The sequence below is a fragment of the Rhodococcus sp. K11/5 genome (assembly GCF_055193735.1).
This window is the reverse complement of sequence record NZ_CM143721.1, coordinates 2,390,530-2,413,971: the sequence shown is the minus strand read 5'-3', so window position 1 is coordinate 2,413,971 and position 23,442 is coordinate 2,390,530. Positions and strand designations below refer to the sequence as shown.

Below are 23,442 nucleotides of genomic sequence, written 5' to 3'. Positions count from 1 at the left end.
GGTCCGAAGCACGGCGGGGGACCGGGCGCCCGGACATCGAGGTGGCGCTGGTCACCGGGCTGTCCGGAGCCGGACTCGGCACCGCGGCCAAGGTGTTGGAAGACCTCGGCTGGTACGTCGCGGACAACATGCCACCGGAACTGATCTCACGCATGATCGACATCGGTCGCACCTCCGATCCGGCGATCGACCGCCTGGCGCTCGTGGTGGACGTCCGCAGTCGTCTGTTCAACGGCGACGTGACCACTCTGCTGGCCGACCTCACGGCGGACGACGTGCACCCGCGCGTGCTGTTTCTCGACGCGTCCGACGACGTCCTGATCCGACGCTTCGAATCGGTCCGGCGTAGCCACCCGTTGCAGAACTACGGTGTCGACGGCACCCTGCTCGAGGGCATCGCCGACGAGCGCGCACAGCTCGCCGAGGCCAAGGAAGCCGCGGACGTGGTGATCGACACCTCGTTGCTGTCCGTTCACGGCCTGCGCGATCGGATCGCGTCGACGTTCGGAGACGAGACGGTGGGAACCATCGCGGTCACCGTGGAGTCCTTCGGCTTCAAGTACGGCCTCCCGCTCGACGCGGACGTGTTGTGCGACATGCGTTTCCTGCCGAATCCGCACTGGGTGCCCGAGTTACGGGCGCTCACCGGCCGCGACAGCGGAGTTCGTGACTACGTGCTCGGTCAGCCCGGTGCGGCCGAGTACCTCGACCTCTACCACCGACTCCTGACGTTGACGCTCGGCGGATACCGGCACGAGGGCAAGCGGTACATGACCGTCGCGGTCGGGTGCACCGGCGGCAAACATCGCAGTGTGGCCACCACCGAGGCGTTGGCCGAACTGCTGCGGGCAGATCCGGACACCACCGTTCGAGTCGTCCATCGCGATCTGGGGCGCGAGTGAGCGAGACGGACGACGCCGATCTACCTCACCCGCCGGCGGAGGGCGCCGATATCGTCGCCCTGGGCGGTGGACACGGTCTGCACGCGACCCTGTCCGCGGTCCGGCGATTGTCCACCCGGATCACGGCGGTGGTGACCGTCGCCGACGACGGCGGGTCCTCGGGCCGCTTGCGCGCGGAACTCGGCATGATTCCGCCCGGCGATCTCCGCATGGCGCTGGCCGCGCTGGCCGGAACCGACCCGCGCAGCCGCATGTGGGCCGACGTCCTGCAACACCGGTTCGGGGGCAGCGGTGCGCTGGCCGGTCACTCGGTGGGAAATCTGGTGCTCGCCGGGCTCGCCGAGGTGCTCGGCGATCCGGTCACCGCCCTGGACGAAGCCGCGCGCCTGCTGAACGTCGACGGCCGAGTGCTGCCGATGTCGCCGATGGCGTTGGACATCGAGGCGGACGTGTCGGGGCTGGAGGCCGATCCTCGGGTCAGTCGCGTCATCCGCGGCCAGGTCGCGGTGGCGACGACCCCGGGAAAGGTGCGACGAGTGCGGCTGCGTCCCGCCGATCCGCCGGCCACCGATCAGGCTCTGCGCGCCGTCGATCGTGCCGACCTGGTGGTGCTCGGTCCCGGATCCTGGTTCTCGTCCGTGCTGCCCCACGTGCTGGTGCCGGATTTGTCGGCCGCGCTGCGTTCGACCGACGCGACCAAGGTCCTGGTGCTCAACCTGGCGCCGGAACCGGGGGAGACCACGGGCTTCTCCGCGGAGCGGCACCTGCACGTATTGTCCCAACACGCGCCGGGCTTCACGGTCCACCACGTGGTGGTGGACTCGATGTCGGTTCCGGAGGGCTCCGAACGGGAACACCTCGCACGAGCGGCCGCGCTCTTCGGTGCGGACGTCGTCTACGCGGACGTCGCGGGAGCCACACCCAACGCACACGACGTGCCGAAACTGGCGGCGGTTCTCGCGGGGCTGCTACCCGCGTCGTCCCGCCCCTGAGACACGTCCGCCGCGCCGAACACGGCTCGCCGACACGACGAGCAGTAGAACGAACAGAAGAGGGAAGGAATCGATTTCGTGGCCATGACAGCCGATGTCAAGGACGAACTGAGCCGGCTCACGGTCACCCAGGTGAGTTGCCGGAAGGCCGAGGTGTCGGCACTCCTGCGCTTCGCCGGCGGTCTGCACATCGTGGCCGGCCGGGTGGTCGTGGAGGCGGAGGTCGATCTCGGATCCATCGCGCGCCGGCTCCGCCGCGAGATCTTCGAGCTGTTCGGCTACGGCGCCGACGTCCACGTCATCAGTGCGGGTGGTCTGCGCAAGACCTCGCGCTACGTGGTGCGGGTGGCCAAGGACGGCGAGGCCCTCGCCCGTCAGACGGGCCTGCTGGACATGCGTGGTCGACCGGTGCGCGGGCTGCCCGCCCAGGTCGTGGGAGGCACCGTCGCCGACGCCGAGGCCGCGTGGCGTGGCGCATTCCTGGCGCACGGATCGCTCACCGAACCCGGCCGTTCGTCGGCCCTCGAGGTCAGTTGCCCCGGTCCGGAGGCCGCCCTGGCCCTCGTCGGTGCGGCGCGCCGGCTCGGGGTGGCCGCCAAGGCGCGTGAGGTTCGCGGAGCCGATCGCGTCGTCGTACGCGACGGTGAGGCCATCGGGGCCCTGTTGACCCGAATGGGCGCGCAGGACACCCGGCTGACCTGGGAGGAGCGGCGCATGCGACGCGAGGTTCGTGCCACGGCGAATCGCCTGGCGAATTTCGACGACGCCAATCTTCGCCGCTCCGCCCGCGCTGCGGTGGCGGCGGCCGCCCGCGTCGAACGGGCGCTGGCCATCCTGGGTGACGAGGTGCCCGATCATCTCTCGGCCGCCGGACATCTCCGGGTGCAGCATCGCCAGGCGTCCCTGGAGGAACTCGGCCAGTTGGCCGACCCGCCGATGACCAAGGACGCCGTGGCCGGACGCATCCGACGGTTGCTCTCCATGGCGGATCGCAAGGCCAAGGAAGACGGCGTACCGGACACCGAGTCCGCGGTGACGGCCGAGTTGCTCGACGACGCCTGAACTTCACGACGGCGAGCGCCGAGCACTAGGGTGGACCACGCGCACGGGGACGGACAGTCGTCCTCTGCCGCGAACACCTCTTGCACGACACGTGCACACAGAAGGACTCCGGTGCGCGACCCGCGCACCGACGATGCAGTACAGCAAAGGAGCGAACAGTGACGGTTCGGGTTGGCGTGAACGGCTTCGGTCGTATCGGACGCAATTTCTTCCGGGCGATCGACGCGCAGAGGGCGCTCGGTACCACCGACATCGAGATCGTGGCGGTCAACGACCTCACGGACAACGCAGCGCTCGCTCACCTCCTCAAGTACGACTCCATCCTCGGCCGCCTGCCCCACGAGGTGTCGCTCGAGGGTGACGACACCATCGTCGTCGGCGATCGCAAGATCAAGGCGCTCTCGCTCCGCGAGGGACCGTCGGCTCTGCCCTGGGGTGACCTGGGCGTCGACGTCGTCGTCGAGAGCACGGGCATCTTCACCGACGCGTCGAAGGCACAGGGCCACATCGACGCCGGCGCCAAGAAGGTCATCATCTCGGCGCCCGCCAAGGGCGAGGACATCACCATCGTGATGGGCGTCAACGACGACAAGTACGACGGCAGCCAGAACATCATCTCCAACGCCTCGTGCACCACCAACTGCCTCGGCCCCATCGCCAAGGTCCTCGACGACGAGTTCGGCATCGTCAAGGGACTCATGACGACGATCCACGCGTACACCCAGGACCAGAACCTCCAGGACGGCCCGCACTCGGACCTGCGTCGCGCGCGCGCCGCCGCTCTGAACGTCGTCCCCACCGGCACCGGTGCGGCCAAGGCCATCGGCCTGGTGCTCCCGCAGCTGCTGGGCAAGCTCGACGGCTACGCGCTGCGCGTGCCCATTCCCACCGGCTCGGTCACCGACCTCACCGCCAACCTGAAGAAGTCGGCGTCGGTCGAGGACATCAACGCGGCGATGAAGGCTGCGGCCGAGGGCCCCCTGAAGGGGATCCTGAAGTACAGCACCGCACCCATCGTGTCGTCGGACATCGTCACCGACCCGCACTCGTCGATCTTCGACGCGCCGCTCACCAAGGTGATCGACGACCAGGTCAAGATCGTCTCCTGGTACGACAACGAGTGGGGCTACTCCAACCGCCTCGTCGACCTCATCGGTCTCGTCGGCAAGTCGCTCTGACGCCGATGGCTGTCAAGACTCTGCAAGATCTGCTCGACACCGGTGTCTCCGGTCGCGGCGTACTCGTGCGCTCGGACTTCAACGTCCCGCTGGACGACGGCGTCATCACGGATGCCGGCCGCATCGAGGCCTCGTTGCCGACCCTGCGCACTCTGGTCGACGCCGGCGCCAAGGTCATCGTCATGGCGCACCTCGGTCGTCCCGACGGAACCCCGGACGCCAAGTACTCGTTGGCGCCGGTCGCGGCGAAGCTGGGCGAGATGCTCGGTCGGCACGTGCAACTCGCGGGCGACGTCGTCGGTCAGGATGCCGAGGCGCGTGCCGAGGGTCTGACCGACGGAGACGTCCTGCTTCTCGAGAACATCCGCTTCGATCCGCGCGAGACCAGCAAGGACGAGTCCGAGCGGCTCGCCCTCGCACGCGAACTCGTCACCCTCGCCGGTGACGACGCCGCGTTCGTGTCCGACGGTTTCGGCGTCGTCCACCGCAAGCAGGCGTCGGTGTACGACGTCGCGACGCTGGTGCCGCACTACGCGGGGACGCTCGTCGACGCCGAGGTCAAGGTGCTGGCCACCCTCACCGAGAACGCTCCCCGGCCCTACGCCGTGGTGCTCGGTGGGTCGAAGGTCTCGGACAAGCTCGGCGTGATCGAGGCCCTCGCCCCCAAGGTGGACACCCTCGTGATCGGCGGCGGTATGGCGTACACCTTCCTCGCCGCTCAGGGGCTCTCCGTGGGCACCTCCTTGCTGCAGGAGGACCAGATCGAGGTCTGCCGCAACCTCCTCGAGCGTTTCGGCGACGTCATCCACCTCCCGGTCGACATCGTGGTCGCGGATCGGTTCGCCCCCGACGCCGACTCGTCGGTGGTCGCGGCCGACGCGATCCCCGGCGACTGGATGGGGCTCGACATCGGACCCGAGTCGATCGATCGCTTCGAGGCCGTGCTGAGCAACGCGAAGACGATCTTCTGGAACGGTCCCGCGGGCGTCTTCGAGTTCGAGAAGTTCGCCGCCGGCACCGAGGGCATCGCGAAGGCCATCGTCGCGGCCACCGGCAAGGGCGCGTTCAGCGTCGTCGGCGGCGGTGACTCGGCCGCAGCGGTGCGTGCTCTCGGTCTGCCCGACGACGGTTTCTCGCACATCTCCACCGGTGGTGGGGCGTCGCTCGAATACCTGGAGGGCAAGAAGCTCCCCGGCCTGTCGATCCTGGAGGACTGAAACCGATGGCACGAACCCCGCTCATCGCCGGCAACTGGAAGATGAATCTGAACCATCTCGAAGCCATCGCGCTGGTTCAGAAGATCGCGTTCTCGTTGCCCACCAAGTACTTCGAGAAGGTCGACGTCGCGGTGCTGCCGCCGTTCACCGACATCCGCAGCGTGCAGACCCTCATCGAGGGCGACAAGCTGCTTCTGAAGTACGGCGGACAGGACATCTCGCCCGAGGACTCCGGTGCGTTCACCGGTGACATCAGCGGAGCGTTCCTGGCCAAGCTGGGGTGCTCGTTCGTGGTGGTGGGCCACTCCGAGCGTCGGGCCGGGCACGGGGAGAGCAACGAGACGGTGCTGGCCAAGACCAAGGCCGCGCTGAAGTACGAGTTGACTCCCATCGTCTGCATCGGTGAGGGCCTCGACGTGCGCGAGGCGGGCGAGCACGTGGCCTACAACGTCGAGCAGTTGCGTGGATCTCTCTCCGGCCTGAGCGCCGAGGAGATCGGCTCGATCGTGGTGGCCTACGAGCCCGTCTGGGCCATCGGTACCGGCCGGGTCGCCAGCGCCGCCGACGCGCAGGAGGTGTGCGGGGCGATCCGTCAGGAGCTGGCGTCCCTCACCGATGTCGACACCGCCGCGGCGGTGCGTGTGCTCTACGGCGGAAGCGTCAGCTCCAAGAACGTGGGGGAGATCGTCGGCCAGACCGACGTCGACGGGGCTCTCGTCGGCGGAGCGTCGCTCAAGGCGGACGAGTTCGCCACGCTGTGCGCGATCGCCGCCGGCGGACCGCTGCCCTGATTCGACCGGTTCCGTTCTGCCCGTCGCCCGTGTCGCATCGTCGGCACGGGCGACGCGCGTCGGTACGGGTGCGGCGAGGCCCCACCCGTCTTCTGTAGGATGACTGATCATGCGCACGTTCCTGGACATCCTGCTGGTCATCACCAGCATCGGTCTTCTCGTCTTCGTCCTGCTGCACCGCGGCAAGGGTGGCGGTCTGTCGAGCCTGTTCGGCGGCGGCGTCCAGTCGTCCCTGTCCGGGTCCAGCGTCGTCGAGAAGAACCTCGACCGGGTCACCGTGTTCACCGCGATCGTCTGGTTGATCTGCATCCTGGGCATCGGCCTGGAGATCAAGTTCTCCTGATTCACCCCCTGTCGCTGCTCCGCACCACCACCCGCGTGACGGTGTCGTCCCGATGTGCGTTCGCGGACGGGTGCCGCGATACTTGACCGCATGACAGTCGTCGATCCCGGTCTGCCCGCCACCGAACCTCTGCGCGAAGACATTCGGCTTCTCGGCGCCATGCTGGGATCCATCGTTCGGGACCACGAGGGCGAGGCCGTCTTCGACCTCGTCGAGCGCGCTCGGGTCGAGTCGTTCCGCGTCCGCCGCTCGGAGATCGACCGCGCCGAGCTGGCCGACCTCTTCGACGGCATCGACATCGGCACGGCCGTTCCCGTCATCCGGGCCTTCAGCCACTTCTCCCTGCTGGCCAACCTCGCCGAGGACATCCACCGCGAACGGCGTCGGGCCGTCCACGTGCGAGCGGGGGAGCCGCCACAGGACAGCACCCTCGCCGCCACCTACGCCAAACTCGATGCCGCCGAACTCGATTCGAGCACGGTCGAAGAACTTCTCCGCGACGCGCTGGTCTCCCCGGTGATCACCGCGCACCCCACCGAGACCCGTCGCCGCACGGTGTTCGACACGCAGGCCCGCATCACCGAGCTCATGCGGTTCCGCGAGCGCACCGAACTCGACAAGGCGGAACTCGCCGCAGTCGACGCCGACATCAACCGACAGATCCTCACGCTCTGGCAGACAGCACTGATTCGCCTGTCCCGCTTGCGAATCCAGGACGAGATCGAGGTGGGCCTGCGGTACTACAGCATGTCGCTCCTCGACGTCATTCCCGCCGTGAACGCCGAACTGCGAGCCGCGCTGCGCAGCCGGTGGCCGGACGCGAACCTGCTCCCCACTCCCATGCTGCGGCCGGGGTCGTGGATCGGCGGCGACCGCGACGGGAATCCGTTCGTCACCGGCGAGGTGGTACGGACGGCCGGTCAGCGCGCCGCGTTCACGGCGTTCGAACACTACTTCGCCGAGCTGATCGAACTCGAGCGCGAACTGTCGATGTCGGCGCGTCTGGTGCGCGTGACCGACGCGCTCTCCGGCCTGGCCGACGCCTCGCACGACGAGTCCGTCTTCCGCGCCGACGAGCCGTATCGGCGCGCACTGCGAGGTGTTCGGGCGCGGTTGAGCGTGACCGCGAGGGCCGTTCTCGACGAACTCCCGGACGGGACCCTGGACAGCGACCTCGAGCCCTACGGCGTCGCTCAGCACTTCCTGGACGATCTGGACACGGTCGACGCGTCGTTGCGCGAGTTCGCCGACGACGCGCTCGCAGACCACCGACTGCAGACTCTGCGGTGGTCCGTCGAGACCTTCGGGTTCCACCTCTCCGGCCTCGACCTGCGGCAGAATTCCGACGTCCACGAGACCGTGGTGGCGGAACTCCTGGCGTGGGCGGGGGTGCACGCCGATTACGCCTCGTTGCCGGAGGACGAGCGGGTCGCCATCCTGTCCGCCGAACTGCAGACACGGCGGCCGCTGGTCGGCGCGCAGGCCACCTTCAGCGAACTCACCACCAAGGAACTGGCCATCACGGCCGCGGCCGCGGATGCGGTGCGCACCTTCGGCGGAGCCGCCGTTCCGAACTACATCATCAGCATGTGCACCTCGGTCAGCGACATGCTCGAGGCCGCGGTTCTGCTCAAGGTGGCCGGCATCCTCGACCCCGGCACCGGTGACGGGCCGACGTCCGCGGTGGGCGTGGTTCCGCTGTTCGAGACGATCGAGGATCTTCAGCAGGGCGCCGCCACGTTGACGGCGACCCTCGAGATCCCGGTGTACCGCGCGCTCGTCGCATCGCGCGGCGACAACCAGGAAGTGATGCTGGGGTACTCCGACTCCAACAAGGACGGCGGCTACCTCGCCGCGAACTGGGCCCTCTACCGCGCAGAACTCGACCTCGTCGATGCTGCCCGCGCCGCCGGGATCCGACTGCGTCTGTTCCACGGACGAGGCGGCACCGTGGGGCGCGGCGGGGGCCCCAGCTACGACGCCATCCTGGCCCAGCCTCGGGGCGCCGTCACCGGATCGCTGCGCATCACGGAGCAGGGCGAGGTCATCGCCGCCAAGTACGCCGAGCCGCGGCTGGCCCGGCGCAACCTCGAGACCCTGTTGGCCGCGACGCTCGAATCGACTCTGTTGGATGTCGAGGGTCTCGGCGACGACGCCGAGGACGCCTACGCGGTGCTCGACGACCTCGCTGCGAAAGCGCGCGCGGCCTACGGCGAGCTGGTCCACGAGACGGACGGCTTCGTCGAGTACTTCCGCACGTCCACGCCGGTTGCGGAGATCGGCGAGCTGAACATCGGCAGTCGGCCGGCCTCCCGCAAACCCACGGAATCGGTGTACGACCTCCGGGCGATCCCGTGGGTCATGTCCTGGAGTCAGTGCCGCGTGATGCTTCCGGGGTGGTACGGCGTCGGTTCCGCCGTCGAGCAGTGGATCGACGGCGACGACGACCGACTGCAGACCCTGAGGAACCTCTATAAGACCTGGCCGTTCTTCCGTACCGTGCTCTCGAACATGGCGCAGGTGATGGCCAAGGCCGATCTGGGCCTCGCCGCGCGGTACGCGGATCTGGTCCCGGACCGGGAACTGCGGGACCTGGTGTTCGGCAAGATCAGCGCCGAGTACGAGCGCACGGTGCAGGTCTACCTCTCGATCACCGGGTACGAGGGTCTGCTGGACGACAATCCGGCGCTCGCCCGCTCCGTCTTCAACCGTTTTCCGTACCTCGAGCCCCTGAACCACCTCCAGGTGGAACTGTTGCGGCAATACCGCGGCGGCGACGATCGCGACGCCGTCAAGCGCGGCATTCTGCTGACCATGAACGGACTCGCGACGGCGCTGCGCAACAGCGGCTAGCGGCCGGGGTACCGGCGACCAGCCGCCGCGGGCCACCCGGTCGTGAGGTTCCGTTCGGTGCGCGCCGGACGGAACCGGACGCGAACTCTCCACGTCGAACCCTGGTGGGGCGGGTCGAGAGTCGATCTGCCGACAGTGGTCCGGGGGAGCACGTGAGGTATTGCGGCGCAACAGAAATGACGGGGTCGACCGGGAGCGGTGCGGCGTGGCGATCGGGGGTGCCACGTCGTCGATCGCGCGGCGGTCCCGTCGGCGACGATCGGCACCGTGCCTCGGACGAGTCGAGCGCCGACGACGCGTCGCGCCGATCCGACTCCGAGTAAGCGTCGAACGTGGGAAACGTACCCATCGCCCGGCGGCCGGGAAGGCCTAGATCTTCGAGGCGGCCGCGTCGTCGAGATAGAACACGGTGGACACCAGGCCTCGTGCACCCGCAGCCGGGGCCGTGACCGGATCGGCACCACCGAGTACGGTCGCGACCGCGTCGGCCTTTCCCTCACCTGCGACCAGCAGCCAGACGTGGCGAGACCGCGCCACCGCGGGAAGGGTCAACGTGATCCGCCGCGGCGGAGGTTTCGGCGAATCGGTCACCGCCACCACCAACCGTGATCGCTCGCTCACCGCGTCGCTGTCGGGGAACAGTGAGTTGATGTGCATGTCCGGTCCCATACCGAGGAGGTGCACGTCGAACACCGGACCGTCACCGGGACCGGCGAAGGCCGCGACGGCCTGGTGGTATTCCACCGCACCGGCGTCCGGGTCGTCGCCCAGTGGCCCGTCGGACGGCGCCATCACGTGCACGCGATCGGCGTTCACGGGGACGTGATCGAGCAACGCGTCGCGGGCCTGGACGTAGTTTCGCTCGCCGTCTCCCTCGGGGAGGAAGCGCTCGTCGCCGAAGAAGACGTCGATCGACGACCAGTCGAGTTCCGCGGCGCGGTCCCTCAGCGCCGAGAGGACCGCGATGCCGGTGCCCCCTCCCGTCACCACCAACGATGCGGTGCCGCGGTCGCGCTGAGCGTCACCGAGCACGCGGACGACGTCGTCCGCGACTCCGGTCGCCACCGCGTCGGGATCGGGGAATCGTTTGATCTCGCGCTCACTCATAGGTCACCTTGTCCAGTCCGGCCAGTGCTTCTTCGTAGATCTCGTCTCGGTCGAGACGGCGCAGTTCCTCGGCGAGACAGTCGCGGGTCTCGCGTCGGGCCAGGGACACCAGCGCGTCCGGCTGTCCGGTCCGGGTGAGGGTCGCGGTCGTTCCGGTCTGCGGTCGACTGATCGACACGGCACCGGAATCGAACTCCAACTCGACCACCAGAGGACCGACCCGGCGTACGACGGACACGTTCAGTCGTCCGGCCAACCATCCCGCCAGGACATCCAGCGCCGGCTCCTCCTCGAGCCCGGAGACCACCACCGATCGCACGGGCTCGGCCACCGCGTCGAGCGCCGTGGTCAACAGTGCGCGCCAGTAGGTGATCCGCGACCAGGCGAGATCGCTGTCGCCCTCGGCGTAGGACGCGAGCCGACCGCTGATGGCGTTCCGCGGGTTCGCCGAGTTCGTGGCGTCGGTGATACGGCGGATGGCGAGCTTGCCCACCTTGTCCTTCGACGGAACCGCCGGCGCCGCATCCGGCCACCAGGCCACCACGGGGGTGTCCGGGAGCAGGAACGGTACGACGACGCTGTCCTCGTGGTCGGCCAGATCGCCGTGCAGATGCAGCACCACGACCTCCGAAGCGCCGGCGTCGCCGCCGACACGGATCTGCGCGTCCAGGCGTGGCTCGGTACCGCGATGGTCCGGGGCGAGCACGATCACCCGGCAGGGGTGCTCTCGGCTCGCCTCGTTCGCGGCCTCGATGGCGGCCTCGGCACCCTCCGCGCTGCCGGTGAGAACGACCAGCGTGAGCACCCGTCCCAGGGTGACGGCGCCGCCGGACTCCCGGATCTCGACCAGCTTCTTGGACACCTCACCGGTGGTGGTGGCCGGTAGATCGACGATCACGGTCTTCTCCATTCACGGCCGGTGCGTTCCATCATCTCGTTGGCCGAATCGGGTCCCCAGGTGCCGGCCTCGTACGGGTCCGCGGATCCTCCGGACGCCCAGAAATCCAGGATCGGGTCGAGGATCTTCCAGGACAGTTCGACCTCCTCGTTGACGGGGAACAGGGAGGGTTCGCCGAGCAGGACGTCGAGGATCAGGCGTTCGTACGCTTCGGGCGACGATTCGGTGAACGCCTGTCCGTAGCTGAAGTCCATGCTGACGTCGCGAACCTGCATCGACGATCCCGGTACCTTCGACCCGAAGCGCATCGTGACACCCTCGTCGGGCTGCACTCGAATCACCAGCGCGTTCTGCCCCAGTTCCTCGGTCATGGTGGCGTCGAACGGCAGGTGTGGGGCGCGCTTGAAGATCACGGCGATCTCCGTGACCCGACGCCCCAAGGACTTACCGGTCCGCAGGTAGAACGGCACGCCGCCCCAGCGACGCGTCGCGACCTCGAGGGTGATGGCGGCGAACGTCTCGGTGTTCGACTCCTCGTCGAACCCCTCCTCCTCCTTGAGGCCCTTGACTCGCTGGCTACCCTGCCAGCCCGCGGTGTACTGGCCGCGCGCGGCCGTCTCCGCGAACGGTTCCGCCAGCCGGGTCGCCGACAGCACCTTGATCTTCTCGATCTGCAGTTCCGAGGGGCTGAAGCTCACCGGCTCCTCCATGGCGGTGATGGCCATGAGTTGGAGCAGGTGGTTCTGGATGACGTCGCGGGCAGCGCCGATACCGTCGTAGTAGCCCGCGCGCCCACCGAGACCGATGTCCTCGGCCATGGTGATCTGCACATGGTCGACGTAGTGCGCGTTCCAGATCGGATCGAACAACTGGTTGGCGAACCGCAGCGCCAGGATGTTCTGGACCGTCTCCTTGCCCAGGTAGTGGTCGATGCGGAAGACCTTGTCCTCCGGAAAGACGCGGTTGACGACGGCGTTGAGTTCCTGGGCGCTGGCGAGGTCGTGACCGAACGGCTTCTCGATGACCACTCGTCGCCATCGACCGTTGTCGCTGGTGGCAAGACCCGACGCGGAGAGCTGTTCGCAGACCGTCGGGAAGGCGCCGGGCGGGATGGACAGGTAGAAGGCGTGGTTTCCGCCGGTTCCCCGTTCGACGTCGAGGGTGGCGAGCGTGTCCTTCAAGCGCTCGAAAGCCGCCGGATCGTCGAAGGTGCCCTCGACGAACCGAATGCCCTCGGACAGGCGCTCCCAGACGTCCTCACGGAACTCGGTGCGCGAGTGCGCTCGGACGGCATCGTGGACGATCTCGCCGAAGTCCTGATCGGACCAGTCACGCCGAGCGAATCCGACGAGCGCGAAGCCCGGCGGCAACAGCCCGCGATTGGCGAGGTCGTAGACGGCGGGCAGAAGCTTCTTGCGGGCGAGATCGCCCGTGACCCCGAAGATCACCAGGCTGCAGGGCCCGGCGATCCTCGGGAGCCGCTTGTCGCGGCTGTCACGGAGCGGATTCACCCATGCGGTGGGGGAGTCCGGTGCCATGGATCAGCTCTTGCCGGACGCGGACTTCATCTGGTCGGCCGTGGTCTCGAGCAGCTCGTTCCAGGCGTCCTCGAACTTCTTCACACCCTCGTTCTCGAGAGTGAGGAACACGTCGGTCAGATCGATACCCAGCGCGCTGACGGCGTCGAATACTTCCTGCGACTCCGGGCCCTTGCCGCTGATGGTGTCGCCGGAGACCTCACCGTGGTCGGCGAAGGCGTCCATCGTCTTCTCGGGCATCGTGTTGACGGTGTTGGGGGCGACCAGCTCGGACACGTACAGCGTGTCCGGCAGGGTCGGGTCCTTCACACCGGTCGAGGCCCACAGGGCGCGCTGTGGTCGAGCGCCGTCGCCGAGCAGTTCCTGGAATCGCGGCGCGACCTCGAAGACCTGCTGATACGCGACGTACGCGAGACGGGCGTTGGCCAGGGCGGCCTTCCCCTTGAGCTCGGTGGCATCGGGAGTACCGATGGCGTCGAGCCGGGAGTCGATCTCGGTGTCCACGCGGGAGACGAAGAACGAGGCGACCGAATGGATGGTCGACAGGTCGTGGCCCGCAGCCTTCGCCTTCTCGAGTCCCTCGAGGTACGCGTCCATGACCAGCTCGTAGCGCTCGACCGAGAAGATCAGCGTCACGTTGACACTGATGCCCTCACCGACCACCTTCGCGATGGCCGGGATACCCGGCTCGGTCGCGGGGATCTTGATGAGCAGGTTCGGACGGTCGACGATCTTCCACAGCTCGATGGCCTGCGCCACGGTCTTGTCGGCGTCACGGGCGATACGAGGATCGACCTCGATCGACACTCGACCGTCGACGCCGTGGGACTCCTCGTAGATCGGGGCGAGAACGTCGCACGCGTTGCGCACGTCGTCGGTGGTCACGGTGCGAATGACCGTCTCCACGTCCGCGCCGCCGGCGGCCAGCTCGTTCACCTGATCGTCGTAGGACGTGCCCTTGCTGAGCGCGGCCTGGAAGATCGACGGGTTGGTGGTGACGCCGACGACGGACTTGGTGTCGAGGAGGTCCTTCAGATTGCCGGACGAGATGCGCTCGCGGGAGAGGTCGTCCAGCCACACCGAGACTCCGGCGGCGGACAGGTCTGCGAGATTCTGATTCTGGGCCATGTTCTTATCCCTTCACGTTGGTGATGGAGCGCTGCGCGGCGGCGACGACGGCCTCGGCCGTGAATCCGTACGTGCGGAACAGCGTGGCGGCGTCGGCGGACTCTCCGTAGTGCTCGAGCGAGACGATCTCGCCGTAGCCGCCGACGACCTTGTACCAGGGCATTCCGATACCGGCCTCGACGGAGACACGGGCCTTGACGGTGGGGGGAATGATCTGGTCGCGGTAGTTCTGATCCTGGCTGAAGAACCACTCGACACACGGCATGGAGACGACGCGTGCGGCGATGCCGTCCGCCTCGAGCAGCTTCTGCGCCTCGACGGCGTACTGCAGCTCGGATCCGGTGCCGATGAGGACGACGTCGGGGGAGGCCTTGGAGGACTCCACCAGGATGTAGCCGCCCTTCGACACGCCCTCGTACGAGGTGCCCTCCAGGATGGGGATGCCCTGACGGGTCAGCGCGAGACCGACGGGCCCGCTGCTCGAGGACCGGGCGAGCACCGACTGCCACGCGAACGCGGTCTCGTTGGCGTCACCGGGCCGAACGACGGACAGGTTCGGGATGGCGCGCAGCGCGGCGAGGTGCTCGACGGGCTGATGGGTCGGACCGTCCTCACCGAGACCGACCGAATCGTGGGTCCACACGTAGATCGGATCGATGTCCATGAGCGACGCGAGCCGAACCGCGGGCCGCATGTAGTCGCTGAACTGCATGAACGTGCCACCGTAGGCGCGGGTCGGGCCGTGCATGACGATGCCCGAGAGGATCGCACCCATGGCGTGCTCGCGGATGCCGAAATGTAGGGTGCGGCCGTACGGTTCCGCGTCCCAGTCGTCGGTGGAGATCGACGTCGGGCCGAAGGACTTGGCGCCCTCGATGGTGGTGTTGTTGCTGCCGGCGAGGTCCGCCGAGCCGCCCCACAGCTCCGGGAGAACCGGGCCGACGGCGCCGAGAACCTTGCCCGACGCGGCGCGCGTGGCGACGGCCTTGGATCCGGGCTCCCAGGTGGGAAGCACGTCCGTCCATCCCTCGGGAAGATCACCTGCGGTCAGGCGGTCGAGCAGGGCCTTGCGTTCGGGTTCGCGAGCAGCCCAGGCTTCGAAGTCCTCGGACCACGCGGTGTGAGCCTCGCGGCCGCGCTTCTGGAGAGCGCGGGTGTGCGCGATGACCTCGTCGGAGACCTCGAACGTCTTCTCCGGATCGAAGCCCAGGGCTTTCTTGACGGCCGCGACCTCGTCGTCGCCGAGCGCGGCACCATGGACGGCGCCGGTGTTCATCATCGTCGGCGCGGGGAAGCCGATGATCGTGCGCAGGATGACGATCGACGGCTTGTCGGTGACACTCTTGGCGGCGTCGATGGCCTCCTCGATGGCGGTCACGTTCTCGCCGCCCTCGACGACCTGGACGTGCCAGCCGTACGCCTCGTAACGCTTCGCGACGTCCTCGGACAGCGCGATATCGGTGGAGTGCTCGATGGAGATCTTGTTGTCGTCGTAGAACAGGATCAGGTTGCCCAGCTGCTGCGTACCGGCGAGCGACGATGCCTCGCTGGTGATGCCTTCCTGGATGTCGCCGTCGGACGCGACGACGTAGATGTGGTGATCGAAGGGGCTCGTCCCGAGGGCGGGTTCGGGATCGAACAGACCGCGTTCGCGACGCGCCGCCATCGCCATGCCCACCGCGGAGGCCAGACCCTGACCGAGCGGCCCGGTGGTGATCTCGACGCCGTCGGTGTGGCGGAATTCGGGGTGGCCCGGGGTCTTCGACCCGTACGTCCGCAGTGCCTGGATGTCGGACAGCTCGAGTCCGAAGCCGCCCAGGTAGAGCTGGATGTAGAGGGTGAGGCTCGAGTGCCCGCAGGAGAGCACGAATCGGTCGCGCCCGATCCAGGTCGTGTCGGTGGGATCGTGACGCATGGTGCGCTGGAAGAGGGTGTAGGCCAGGGGTGCGAGGCTCATCGCGGTGCCGGGGTGACCGTTGCCGACCTTCTGCACGGCGTCGGCGGCCAGCACGCGCACGGTGTCGACCGCTCGCGTGTCGAGATCGGTCCAGTCGCTCGGATGGTGCGCACTGGTGAGAACGGTGATGTCGTCTGTGATCGACACGGGCTGAGGTCTCCTGACACGTCGTGGGGTGGGTTGCCAGTCGTTCGCGAGCGAAGAGAACACCGTCTTCGGGCCCTCGGTCGCGGAGTCAAGCCTAGTTGTTCGGAGCAGCGTAGTTCCGGTTCGGTCTCGGCGTCGGATCGTCGTCGCTGCCACCGCTCCGTCCCGTGGGGTACCCGCCGATTGGGGAAGCAACCACCGCGGCGTCTACCATCGCTTGTAGTAGCACCGCCCGTTCGGACGGTGACACGCCAGTACGAGGGAGAAGCGAGTGCGGATTCGGCAGAGCCCGAGCGGACACGGGTTGGCCGACAGTCCGGCCGGCGGCGCAGTCGCCTCCCCGACGTCTCCGCCTCGTCGGGCGCTGGCGAAGGTGTCGGCCTACATCGCGTTGACCAAGCCGCGAGTCATCGAGCTCCTCCTGGTCGCCACCATTCCCACCATGCTTCTCGCCGACCGCGGCACGGTGAATCTTCCGCTGCTCTTCGCGACACTGTTCGGTGGCTGGATGGGTGCCGCCAGTGCGAACACGCTCAACTGTGTCGCCGACGCGGACATCGACAAGCTGATGAAGCGCACCGAGCGGCGCCCGTTGGCCCGCGCGGCGGTACCGACGTTCCACGCATTCCTCTTCGGAACCGCGCTGGGCGTGGCGTCGTTCCTGTGGCTGTGGTGGGCGGCGAACCTGCTCAGCGGCCTTCTCGTCGTGGCGACGATCCTGTTCTACGTCTTCGTCTACACCCTCGGCCTCAAGCGCCGGACCTCGCAGAACGTGGTCTGGGGCGGTGCCGCCGGATGCATGCCGGTGCTGGTGGGGTGGTCCGCGGTCACCGGGACCATCGGATGGCAGGCCATCGTGCTGTTCCTGGTGATCTTCTTCTGGACACCCCCGCACACCTGGGCTCTCGCCATGCGGTACAAGGACGACTACGAGGCCGCCGGGGTTCCGATGCTCCCGGTCGTCGCGACCGAGCAGGTCGTGACCAAACAGATCGTGCTCTACACCTGGGCCACGGTCGCGGCGACGGCCGCGTTGATTCCCGCTGCCGGGCCGGTCTACGCCGTCGTCGCGCTCGCTGCCGGCGCGTGGTTCCTGCTGATGGCCCACCAGCTGTACGCCGGAGTTCGTCGCGGTGAGCCGGTGAAGCCACTCCGACTGTTCCTGCAGTCGAACAACTATCTCGCCGTGGTCTTCATCGGTCTGGCGGTGGATTCCGTCCTCGGACTGACCACGGTCACCCAGTTCTTCGCCTGACCCCCCGCGAACCGCTCAGGGCTCGAGAACCAGCGACCCCGTGGTCGCCCGCGACTCGAGGTCACGGTGAGCGGTCTGCGCTTCGGACAACGGGTAGCGATGCTCGACACGCACGGTGAGACTTCCGTTCGCGACGAGCGCGAGAACGTCCCCGCCTCGCCACGCGAGTTCCCTCCGGTCGCGCACATGGTGCGCGAGGGTGGGGCGGGTGAGGAAGACCGAGCCCGCCGCGTTCAGTCGCTGCGGGTCCACCGGCGGCACCGGGCCACTCGCCGCACCGAACAGAGCGAGCGTGCCGCGCACGGCCAGGCTCTGCAGACTGGCGTCGAACGTGCTCGCCCCGACGCCGTCGTAGACCGCCGCCACGCCCGCCCCGTCGGTCAGATCGCGGACCCGCGCTGCGATGTCGTCGTCGTACCGGAGAACGTGGTCCGCCCCCGCTTCCCGCGAGAGGGTTTCCTTCTCGTCGGTCGACACGGTGGTGATGACGGTGGCCCCTTTGCGCGCCGCCAACTGGGTGAGCAGCAGGCCGACCCCGCCCGCCCCGGCGTGGATCAGCAGCGTGTCGCCGTCGACCACGGGGTAGGTGGATTCGCACAGGTAGTGCGCCGTCATGCCCTGCAGCAACACCGACGCCGCTCGCGGCGGATCCACCTCGTCGGGGACCGAGAGGGCGACGGCGGCGGGAACGGCCACGAGCTCGGCGTAACTGCCCGGGGCGGACGCCCAGGCGACGCGGTCCCCGTTCGCGAAGTCGGTCACCTCCGAACCCACCTGTTCGACGACGCCGGAAGCCTCGTCGCCGACCACGTACGGCAGCGTTCTCGGGTACGCGCCGCTGCGGAAGTAGGTGTCGATGAAGTTGATTCCGGTGGCCTGCACGCGCACCAGGAGATCCGTGGGACCGGGCTCGGGATCGGGGACGTCGGTGTATTCGAGGACGTCGGGGCCGCCGGTGCGGCGAACGAGAACAGCGCGCATGGCTGCAGATTCTCGCACCCCGAGCGGCGTGCGGCGTGCGTTTCCCGACAAGCCGAGGTTACCGACCGGTAGCACCTGCGATCGACTCGAGTAGTGTCACGAAGATGACTACCGAGAACATCGAGAACGCACCCAAGGGCGCCTCGGGTACCACCACCGAGACCGCGGCGCCTCCCGCGAAACTGGTCGAGTCCATCAGTTCGTTCGTCTCGGCGCACGGCGGATCGGCGACCGTCGTTCTGCAGCCCATGGGTCGTGCGGGGGTCCGGATGACCCTCGTCGGCGCCGACGGCATTCTCGGGGACCGCGTGGCGGCCGATCTCGCCACCGCGCATCACGTGGTCGATGCGCTGGACACGCTCGAGATCGGTGAATGGGACCGCGAACTCACCTCCCGTGTGACACCTCGCAAGGGTCACTTCCAGCAGATGGCGGGGTGGGTGGCGGGCCAGACCCGGTTCCCGAAGGCGAAGAACGGGCTCTAGCGACCCGCGGCCGCGGCCTCGTCGGTGCGAGTCGGCGCAGGGACGAGTTCTCGTTCCTGACCGGCCGCCCACACGGCGGCGGTCGCGGCCGTACATGCCGCCGCGCCCGCGACGTGGATCGCCACGAGAGCGGCGGGCACGTCGGTGAAGTACTGCACGATGCCCACGGCGGACTGGGCCACGACCAGCGCGATGAGAACGTGCAGGCGGGACTTGAGCTGCGACGCTCCGGACCGCGACACGGCGTACACGCCGAAGGTCAGGCCCACGAGCAGCGCCAGATAGCCGACCAGCAATTCTGCGTGCAGGTGCACGAGGGTCACGATCTCGACCTCGAGGCGGGCGACGTCGGCGTCACCGGCGTGCGGACCCGCGCCCGTGACCATGGTGCCGGCCACCAGGACGCCGGCCAGAAGTACGGCGGACAGTGCGGTGAGCCACCGCAACGGCGACGGGATCGTGGCCACGGACACGGCGTCGTCCGGTTCGCCGATCTTGTGCCAGAGCAGCACCGCGAGCCAGACCATGAACATCGAGATCAGCAGGTGCACCGCGACCGTCCACCACAACAGACCGGTGAGCACCGTGATGCCGCCGACCACGGCCTGCAGAACGGTTCCGGCGGGCATCAGCCACGCCAAGACCGTGATCTCGCGGCGTCGACGTGCGCGGACGACGGCAATGACGACGGCCGCTGCGGTGAGCACCACCAGAAAGGTCAGAAGTCGGTTCCCGAATTCGACGGCCTGGTGGAGCACCGGCACCTCGGACACACCCACCGGGGTGAAGCTGCCGGGGAAGCACTGCGGCCACGTCGGGCACCCGAGACCCGATCCGGTCACCCGCACGACGGCGCCGGTGACCGAGATGCCGCCCTGGGTCAGGACGACGAGGACGGCAATGATCCGCTGCGCTCGGACCGACGGCATCGGGAAGCGGTCGACGAGCGAGAGAAAGATTCGAGAGACCAGCACAGTTCGATGGTAGACGCCGAGTCCTACGCGGCGTAGTTGCCCGGCGCGGGTGTGACGAACGGCGCCGACGGATCAGGTGAAGGAGAACTTGCGGGTGGCCCACCAACCGCACACGGTCGCCCACACCACGAGAACCGCCACCGCGAACAGATCGACCCGACCCGCGACGGCCTGCACCAGACCCTCGGCCATCGCACCGGACGGAATCAACCGGGCCGCGGTGCGCACACCGTCGGGGAGGGTGTCGGTCGCGAACACGACGCTGCCGATGCCGAGCATCACGAACCACGCGATGTTGGCCAGGGCCAACACGATCTCGGCGCGAAGAGTCCCGCCGAGCAGCAGGCCCATGGATGCGAACGTGACCGTTCCCACCGCGATCAGGGCCGCACCCAGGGCCAGACCGGACGCCTCCGGACGCCACCCCAGGACAGCGCCGATCACGCCGAGGACCGTCGACTGGATCACCACGACCACCACCACCGCGATGGACTTGCCGACGATGATTCCCCACTTCGGCAATGCGGTGGCGCCGATGCGCTTGAGTGCCCCGTACCGCCGATCGAATCCCACGGCGATGGCCTGTCCGGTGAACGCGGTCGACATCACGGCGACCGTCATCACCGCGGGGACCACGGTGCCCACCCGTTCGGTGCCGAAGTCACCGAACGGAAGCAGCGTGAGTCCGATCAACAGCGTGACGGGGATGAAGAGCGTCAGCAGGAGTTGTTCGCCGTTACGGAGCAACAGGGTCAGCTCGAGGCGGGACTGCGCGAGAAGCATTCGCGCTCGCGGAGCGGCCCGAGGATCGGGTGCGAACGTACCCGGCTCGAAGCGGCTCACCTGTTCGGAACGTCGTGTCACGCTCACCCTCTCAATTCCCGCCCGGTGAGTTCGAGGAACACGTCCTCGAGGCTGCGCTGCTCGACGCGAAGATCGGTGGCCAGCACGTTCATGCGGGCACACCACGATGTGACGGTGGCCAGTACCTGGGGATCGATGGTGCCCTCGAGAAGGTACGACCCGGGTGAGCTCTCGACCGGATCGAAGCCCTCGGGGAGCACCATCTGCAGCAGGGCCAGGTCCAGCCCCGACGGCGCCGAGAACCGAAGTTGCCCCTCGGCTCCACGCCGAGTCAGTTCGGTCGGTGTACCGGAGGCGACGACCTTGCCGTGGTCGATGATCACCAGATCGTCGGCGAGTTGTTCGGCTTCGTCCATGAGATGGGTGGTGAGCAGGATCGTCACTCCGTCTCGGCGCAGTGCCTCGATCAGGTCCCACACCAGCAGGCGTGCCTGGGCGTCGAGTCCGGCGGTCGGTTCGTCGAGAAACATAAGTTCGGGTCGGCCCACGAGTGCACAGGCGAGCGACAGGCGTTGTTGTTGGCCACCGGACAGTCGCCGATACGGGGTACGCACCGCGTCGGACAGTCCGAGCTGCGCCAGGAGCCACGCCGGTTCCAGGGGCCGAGCGGAGTACGCGGCCACGAGGTCGAGCATCTCACCGGCCTTGGAGCCGGGGTACGCGCCGCCGCCCTGCAACATCACGCCGATGCGTGGTCGCAGGAGATGGGACTCGGCGATGGGATCGAGTCCCAGAACTCGGACGGTTCCCGAATCGGGTGTCAGAAAGCCCTCGCACATCTCCACAGTCGTCGTCTTGCCCGCCCCGTTGGGGCCGAGCAGCGCGAGAATGCGGCCACGGCCGAGCTCGAAGTCGAGTCCGTCCACTGCCGCCGTCGATCCGAAGTGTTTCCTCGCTCCGGACACCGACACGGCTGCGGTCGAACGCGAAGCCTCGGGCGTCGGGACGGGTGGTGCGCTCACGATGGTCCAGCGTAGGCGTCGCGCGCGCGCTCTGACGCCACCGCCCCGTCGGCCGAGCGCCAGGGCAGCGAGTTCGCCGTGAACAGGTACACGACGGCGAGTACTCCGACGGTCGCCAGCGCGGCCTGAACGATCACGAACGGTTCCAGCTCGCCGCCCGTGGGCATGACGATCAGGCTCACCACCGCCGAGAAGCAGATCACCGGCACGCGGAACGCGGGCCGGGTGGCCCAGGCGGCCAGCGGGGTGACCGCCCACAGCAGATACCAGGGCTGCACCACGGGGAACAGCAGAACGAGAGCACCCAGCGAGACCCCCAGAGCGCCGATCGGGTGGAGTCGGTCGCGGAGAACGGCGACGAGCATCCGCACGACGATGACGGCCGCGACCAGCGAGGCGATCGGTCGCGTGACCGACAGCACCGCGGTGGTGTGATCACCGATCCCGAGAAGAACCCCGGCGCCGCCCGTGGCCAAGCCGAGAAGAGTGGGAATCGACATCCAGCTGCGCACCGCGCTTGCAGTGTTCAGCGTGGCCAGCCAGCCGAAGCCGAGACCGCTGCCGAAACTGACGCCGAGCACCACGACGGCCGTGACCACCGCGAGCAGCGCCGCCGACGCCACCACGGAGCGAGCCGTGGCCCCCCACCGGCGCGCCAGCGCCATGCCCACGAAACCCATGGCCAGCAGCGACGGGATCTTGATGGTGGCCGACAGTGCGACGAGTGCGGCTCCGGCGACGAGAATCCCGGCGGTGCGCCCCCGGAGGGGCCCCGGCGATTCGATCGCGCGCATCGCCAGTTCCAGACCCGCCAACATCAGACCGAGCATGATGGCCTCGTTGTGCACCCCGGCGACGAGGTGGAAGAGCAGGAGCGGGTTCGCCGCACCGAGCCACAGAGCCGCGACGCTCGAGACCCCGCATCGTGCGGCGAGGCGGGGCAGTGCCCACACGATCAACACGACGCCGACGAGAGCGAACAGTCGATGGACGAAGATCCCGGCCACGATGTTCTCACCCGTCAGGGCGGTGATACCCCGTCCGACCCACAGGAAGAGCGGTCCGTACGGAGCCGGGGTGTCCCGCCAGATGTTGGGGACCGTGCGGGTCAACACGTTGTCGACGCCCAGTGCCGCCTGTGGACCGATCGCGTACGGATCGAGACCGCGCGCCGCGATCTCGCTCTGCGCCAGGTAGGAGTAGACATCCTTGCTGAACATCGGGGGAGCGACACACAAGGGAACGATCCACAGCGCGAGAGTCCGATCGAGCTGGGACCGACTCAAGCGGCGGGGGGACGCGTCGGGTTTCGGGGACCCCAGAGCGAAGCGGCCGAGCATCAGCCACGCGACGACCACGACGACGGAACCGAGCAGCGTGACCGTCAACGCCGCCGGGAGGGCTCGCGAGAACAGGCTGATGACACGCACGCCCTGAACCGGGTTCTGAATGACCGGTTGTGCGCCGGCTCCCAGTGCGCCGAGCGCCATCATGATCGCGCCGATCGCGCCGAACCGCCGAACCCGGCTCAGCTGACGCAGCTCGTTCCGGTCCAGCCCCGGGCGTTCCGGTTCGTTGTCGTGCAAGAAGGCGACACGGGTGTGCACCGGGCCGTCGCCCAATCCGATCGACCTCTTTGCCGCTCGGGACATCGACGCCAGCGCGGTGGAGACGGCGGCCCCGGCGCGCGCGGTGGTCGACGAAGAGGCGTCGTCGTCGACGGTCCGGAGGCGGGGCACGGTCGCAGCGTATCGAGGAGCGTGCCGTGCACGGTCGGCGGCGCGGTGACCCGAGCGGGCGGCGAGCGT

20 protein-coding genes are annotated in these 23,442 nt (G+C 68.2%); 10 read left to right on the top strand and 10 right to left on the bottom strand.

What is annotated here, in order from left to right; all coding sequences use genetic code 11:
• Nucleotides 1–35: 35 nt before the first annotated feature.
• The 8 genes from rapZ (at nt 36) to ppc (ending at nt 9,338) form a co-directional block, all read left to right on the top strand.
• Nucleotides 36–902 carry an RNase adapter RapZ gene (gene rapZ / locus ACY466_RS11380; RefSeq protein WP_463252239.1) on the top strand — a complete coding sequence of 289 codons (867 nt, stop codon included), beginning with the start codon at nt 36–38 and terminating at the stop codon, nt 900–902.
• Nucleotides 899–1,894, top strand: a complete 996-nt coding sequence (locus ACY466_RS11375; RefSeq protein ID WP_463245507.1) for a gluconeogenesis factor YvcK family protein — start codon at nt 899–901, stop codon at nt 1,892–1,894. Before rapZ ends, ACY466_RS11375 begins: the two co-directional genes overlap by 4 nt.
• 78 nt (nt 1,895–1,972) lie before the next feature.
• Complete coding sequence (gene whiA, locus ACY466_RS11370) at nt 1,973–2,956, top strand: DNA-binding protein WhiA (RefSeq protein ID WP_463245506.1); 984 nt, start codon at nt 1,973–1,975, stop codon at nt 2,954–2,956.
• A 158-nt stretch (nt 2,957–3,114) separates the two neighbouring features.
• Nucleotides 3,115–4,134 (top strand): type I glyceraldehyde-3-phosphate dehydrogenase, encoded by a 1,020-nt coding sequence (gap, locus tag ACY466_RS11365; protein WP_463245505.1) that lies wholly within the window; start codon nt 3,115–3,117, stop codon nt 4,132–4,134.
• 5 nt (nt 4,135–4,139) lie between these two features.
• Nucleotides 4,140–5,351, top strand: coding sequence for a phosphoglycerate kinase (locus tag ACY466_RS11360; RefSeq protein ID WP_463245504.1), 1,212 nt, complete (start codon nt 4,140–4,142; stop codon nt 5,349–5,351).
• Nucleotides 5,352–5,356: 5 nt separating this feature from the next.
• Nucleotides 5,357–6,142, top strand: coding sequence for a triose-phosphate isomerase (gene tpiA, locus ACY466_RS11355; RefSeq protein WP_463245503.1), 786 nt, complete (start codon nt 5,357–5,359; stop codon nt 6,140–6,142).
• A 109-nt stretch (nt 6,143–6,251) separates the two neighbouring features.
• Nucleotides 6,252–6,485: a preprotein translocase subunit SecG gene (gene secG / locus ACY466_RS11350; RefSeq protein ID WP_463245502.1), complete on the top strand. Its 234-nt coding sequence runs from the start codon at nt 6,252–6,254 to the stop codon at nt 6,483–6,485.
• Between the two features lie 90 nt (nt 6,486–6,575).
• Complete coding sequence (ppc, locus tag ACY466_RS11345; protein WP_463245501.1) at nt 6,576–9,338, top strand: phosphoenolpyruvate carboxylase; 2,763 nt, start codon at nt 6,576–6,578, stop codon at nt 9,336–9,338.
• 369 nt (nt 9,339–9,707) lie between these two features.
• Here the strand turns inward: ppc and pgl are convergent, their stop codons facing one another.
• The 5 genes from pgl to tkt are packed head-to-tail and all read right to left on the bottom strand — an operon-like array spanning nt 9,708 to nt 16,113.
• Nucleotides 9,708–10,445 (bottom strand): 6-phosphogluconolactonase, encoded by a 738-nt coding sequence (pgl, locus tag ACY466_RS11340; protein ID WP_463245500.1) that lies wholly within the window; start codon nt 10,443–10,445, stop codon nt 9,708–9,710.
• On the bottom strand, nt 10,438–11,343 hold the full coding sequence (gene opcA / locus ACY466_RS11335; RefSeq protein WP_463252238.1) for a glucose-6-phosphate dehydrogenase assembly protein OpcA: 906 nt from the start codon (nt 11,341–11,343) through the stop codon (nt 10,438–10,440). Before opcA ends, pgl begins: the two co-directional genes overlap by 8 nt.
• Nucleotides 11,340–12,881, bottom strand: coding sequence for a glucose-6-phosphate dehydrogenase (zwf, locus tag ACY466_RS11330; RefSeq protein WP_463245499.1), 1,542 nt, complete (start codon nt 12,879–12,881; stop codon nt 11,340–11,342). The genes opcA and zwf overlap by 4 nt, the downstream gene beginning before the upstream one ends.
• Before the next feature lie 3 nt (nt 12,882–12,884).
• Nucleotides 12,885–14,009, bottom strand: a complete 1,125-nt coding sequence (gene tal / locus ACY466_RS11325) for a transaldolase (RefSeq protein WP_463245498.1) — start codon at nt 14,007–14,009, stop codon at nt 12,885–12,887.
• Nucleotides 14,010–14,013: 4 nt separating this feature from the next.
• Entirely contained in the window at nt 14,014–16,113 is a 2,100-nt protein-coding gene (gene tkt, locus ACY466_RS11320) for a transketolase (protein WP_463245497.1), read from the bottom strand.
• Between the two features lie 271 nt (nt 16,114–16,384).
• Between tkt and ACY466_RS11315 the strand changes: the two genes are divergently transcribed.
• Complete coding sequence (locus tag ACY466_RS11315) at nt 16,385–17,368, top strand: heme o synthase (RefSeq protein ID WP_463245496.1); 984 nt, start codon at nt 16,385–16,387, stop codon at nt 17,366–17,368.
• A gap of 15 nt (nt 17,369–17,383) precedes the next feature.
• Here ACY466_RS11315 and ACY466_RS11310 read toward each other — a convergent pair whose 3' ends face one another.
• Nucleotides 17,384–18,349 (bottom strand): quinone oxidoreductase family protein, encoded by a 966-nt coding sequence (locus ACY466_RS11310; protein WP_463245495.1) that lies wholly within the window; start codon nt 18,347–18,349, stop codon nt 17,384–17,386.
• 104 nt (nt 18,350–18,453) lie between these two features.
• Here ACY466_RS11310 and ACY466_RS11305 point away from each other — a divergent pair, with 104 nt between their 5' ends.
• Nucleotides 18,454–18,834 (top strand): hypothetical protein, encoded by a 381-nt coding sequence (locus tag ACY466_RS11305; protein ID WP_463245494.1) that lies wholly within the window; start codon nt 18,454–18,456, stop codon nt 18,832–18,834.
• Here ACY466_RS11305 and ACY466_RS11300 read toward each other — a convergent pair.
• The 4 genes from ACY466_RS11300 to mptB form a co-directional block, all read right to left on the bottom strand.
• Nucleotides 18,831–19,805 (bottom strand): COX15/CtaA family protein, encoded by a 975-nt coding sequence (locus ACY466_RS11300; RefSeq protein ID WP_463252237.1) that lies wholly within the window; start codon nt 19,803–19,805, stop codon nt 18,831–18,833. The genes ACY466_RS11305 and ACY466_RS11300 overlap by 4 nt on opposite strands.
• A gap of 75 nt (nt 19,806–19,880) precedes the next feature.
• Nucleotides 19,881–20,672 (bottom strand): ABC transporter permease, encoded by a 792-nt coding sequence (locus tag ACY466_RS11295; protein WP_463245493.1) that lies wholly within the window; start codon nt 20,670–20,672, stop codon nt 19,881–19,883.
• A 2-nt stretch (nt 20,673–20,674) separates the two neighbouring features.
• A complete protein-coding gene (locus ACY466_RS11290; RefSeq protein ID WP_463252236.1) occupies nt 20,675–21,637 on the bottom strand; it encodes an ABC transporter ATP-binding protein in 963 nt (320 codons plus the stop codon).
• Complete coding sequence (mptB, locus tag ACY466_RS11285) at nt 21,631–23,286, bottom strand: polyprenol phosphomannose-dependent alpha 1,6 mannosyltransferase MptB (RefSeq protein ID WP_463252235.1); 1,656 nt, start codon at nt 23,284–23,286, stop codon at nt 21,631–21,633. Before mptB ends, ACY466_RS11290 begins: the two co-directional genes overlap by 7 nt.
• Nucleotides 23,287–23,442 lie beyond the last annotated feature (156 nt).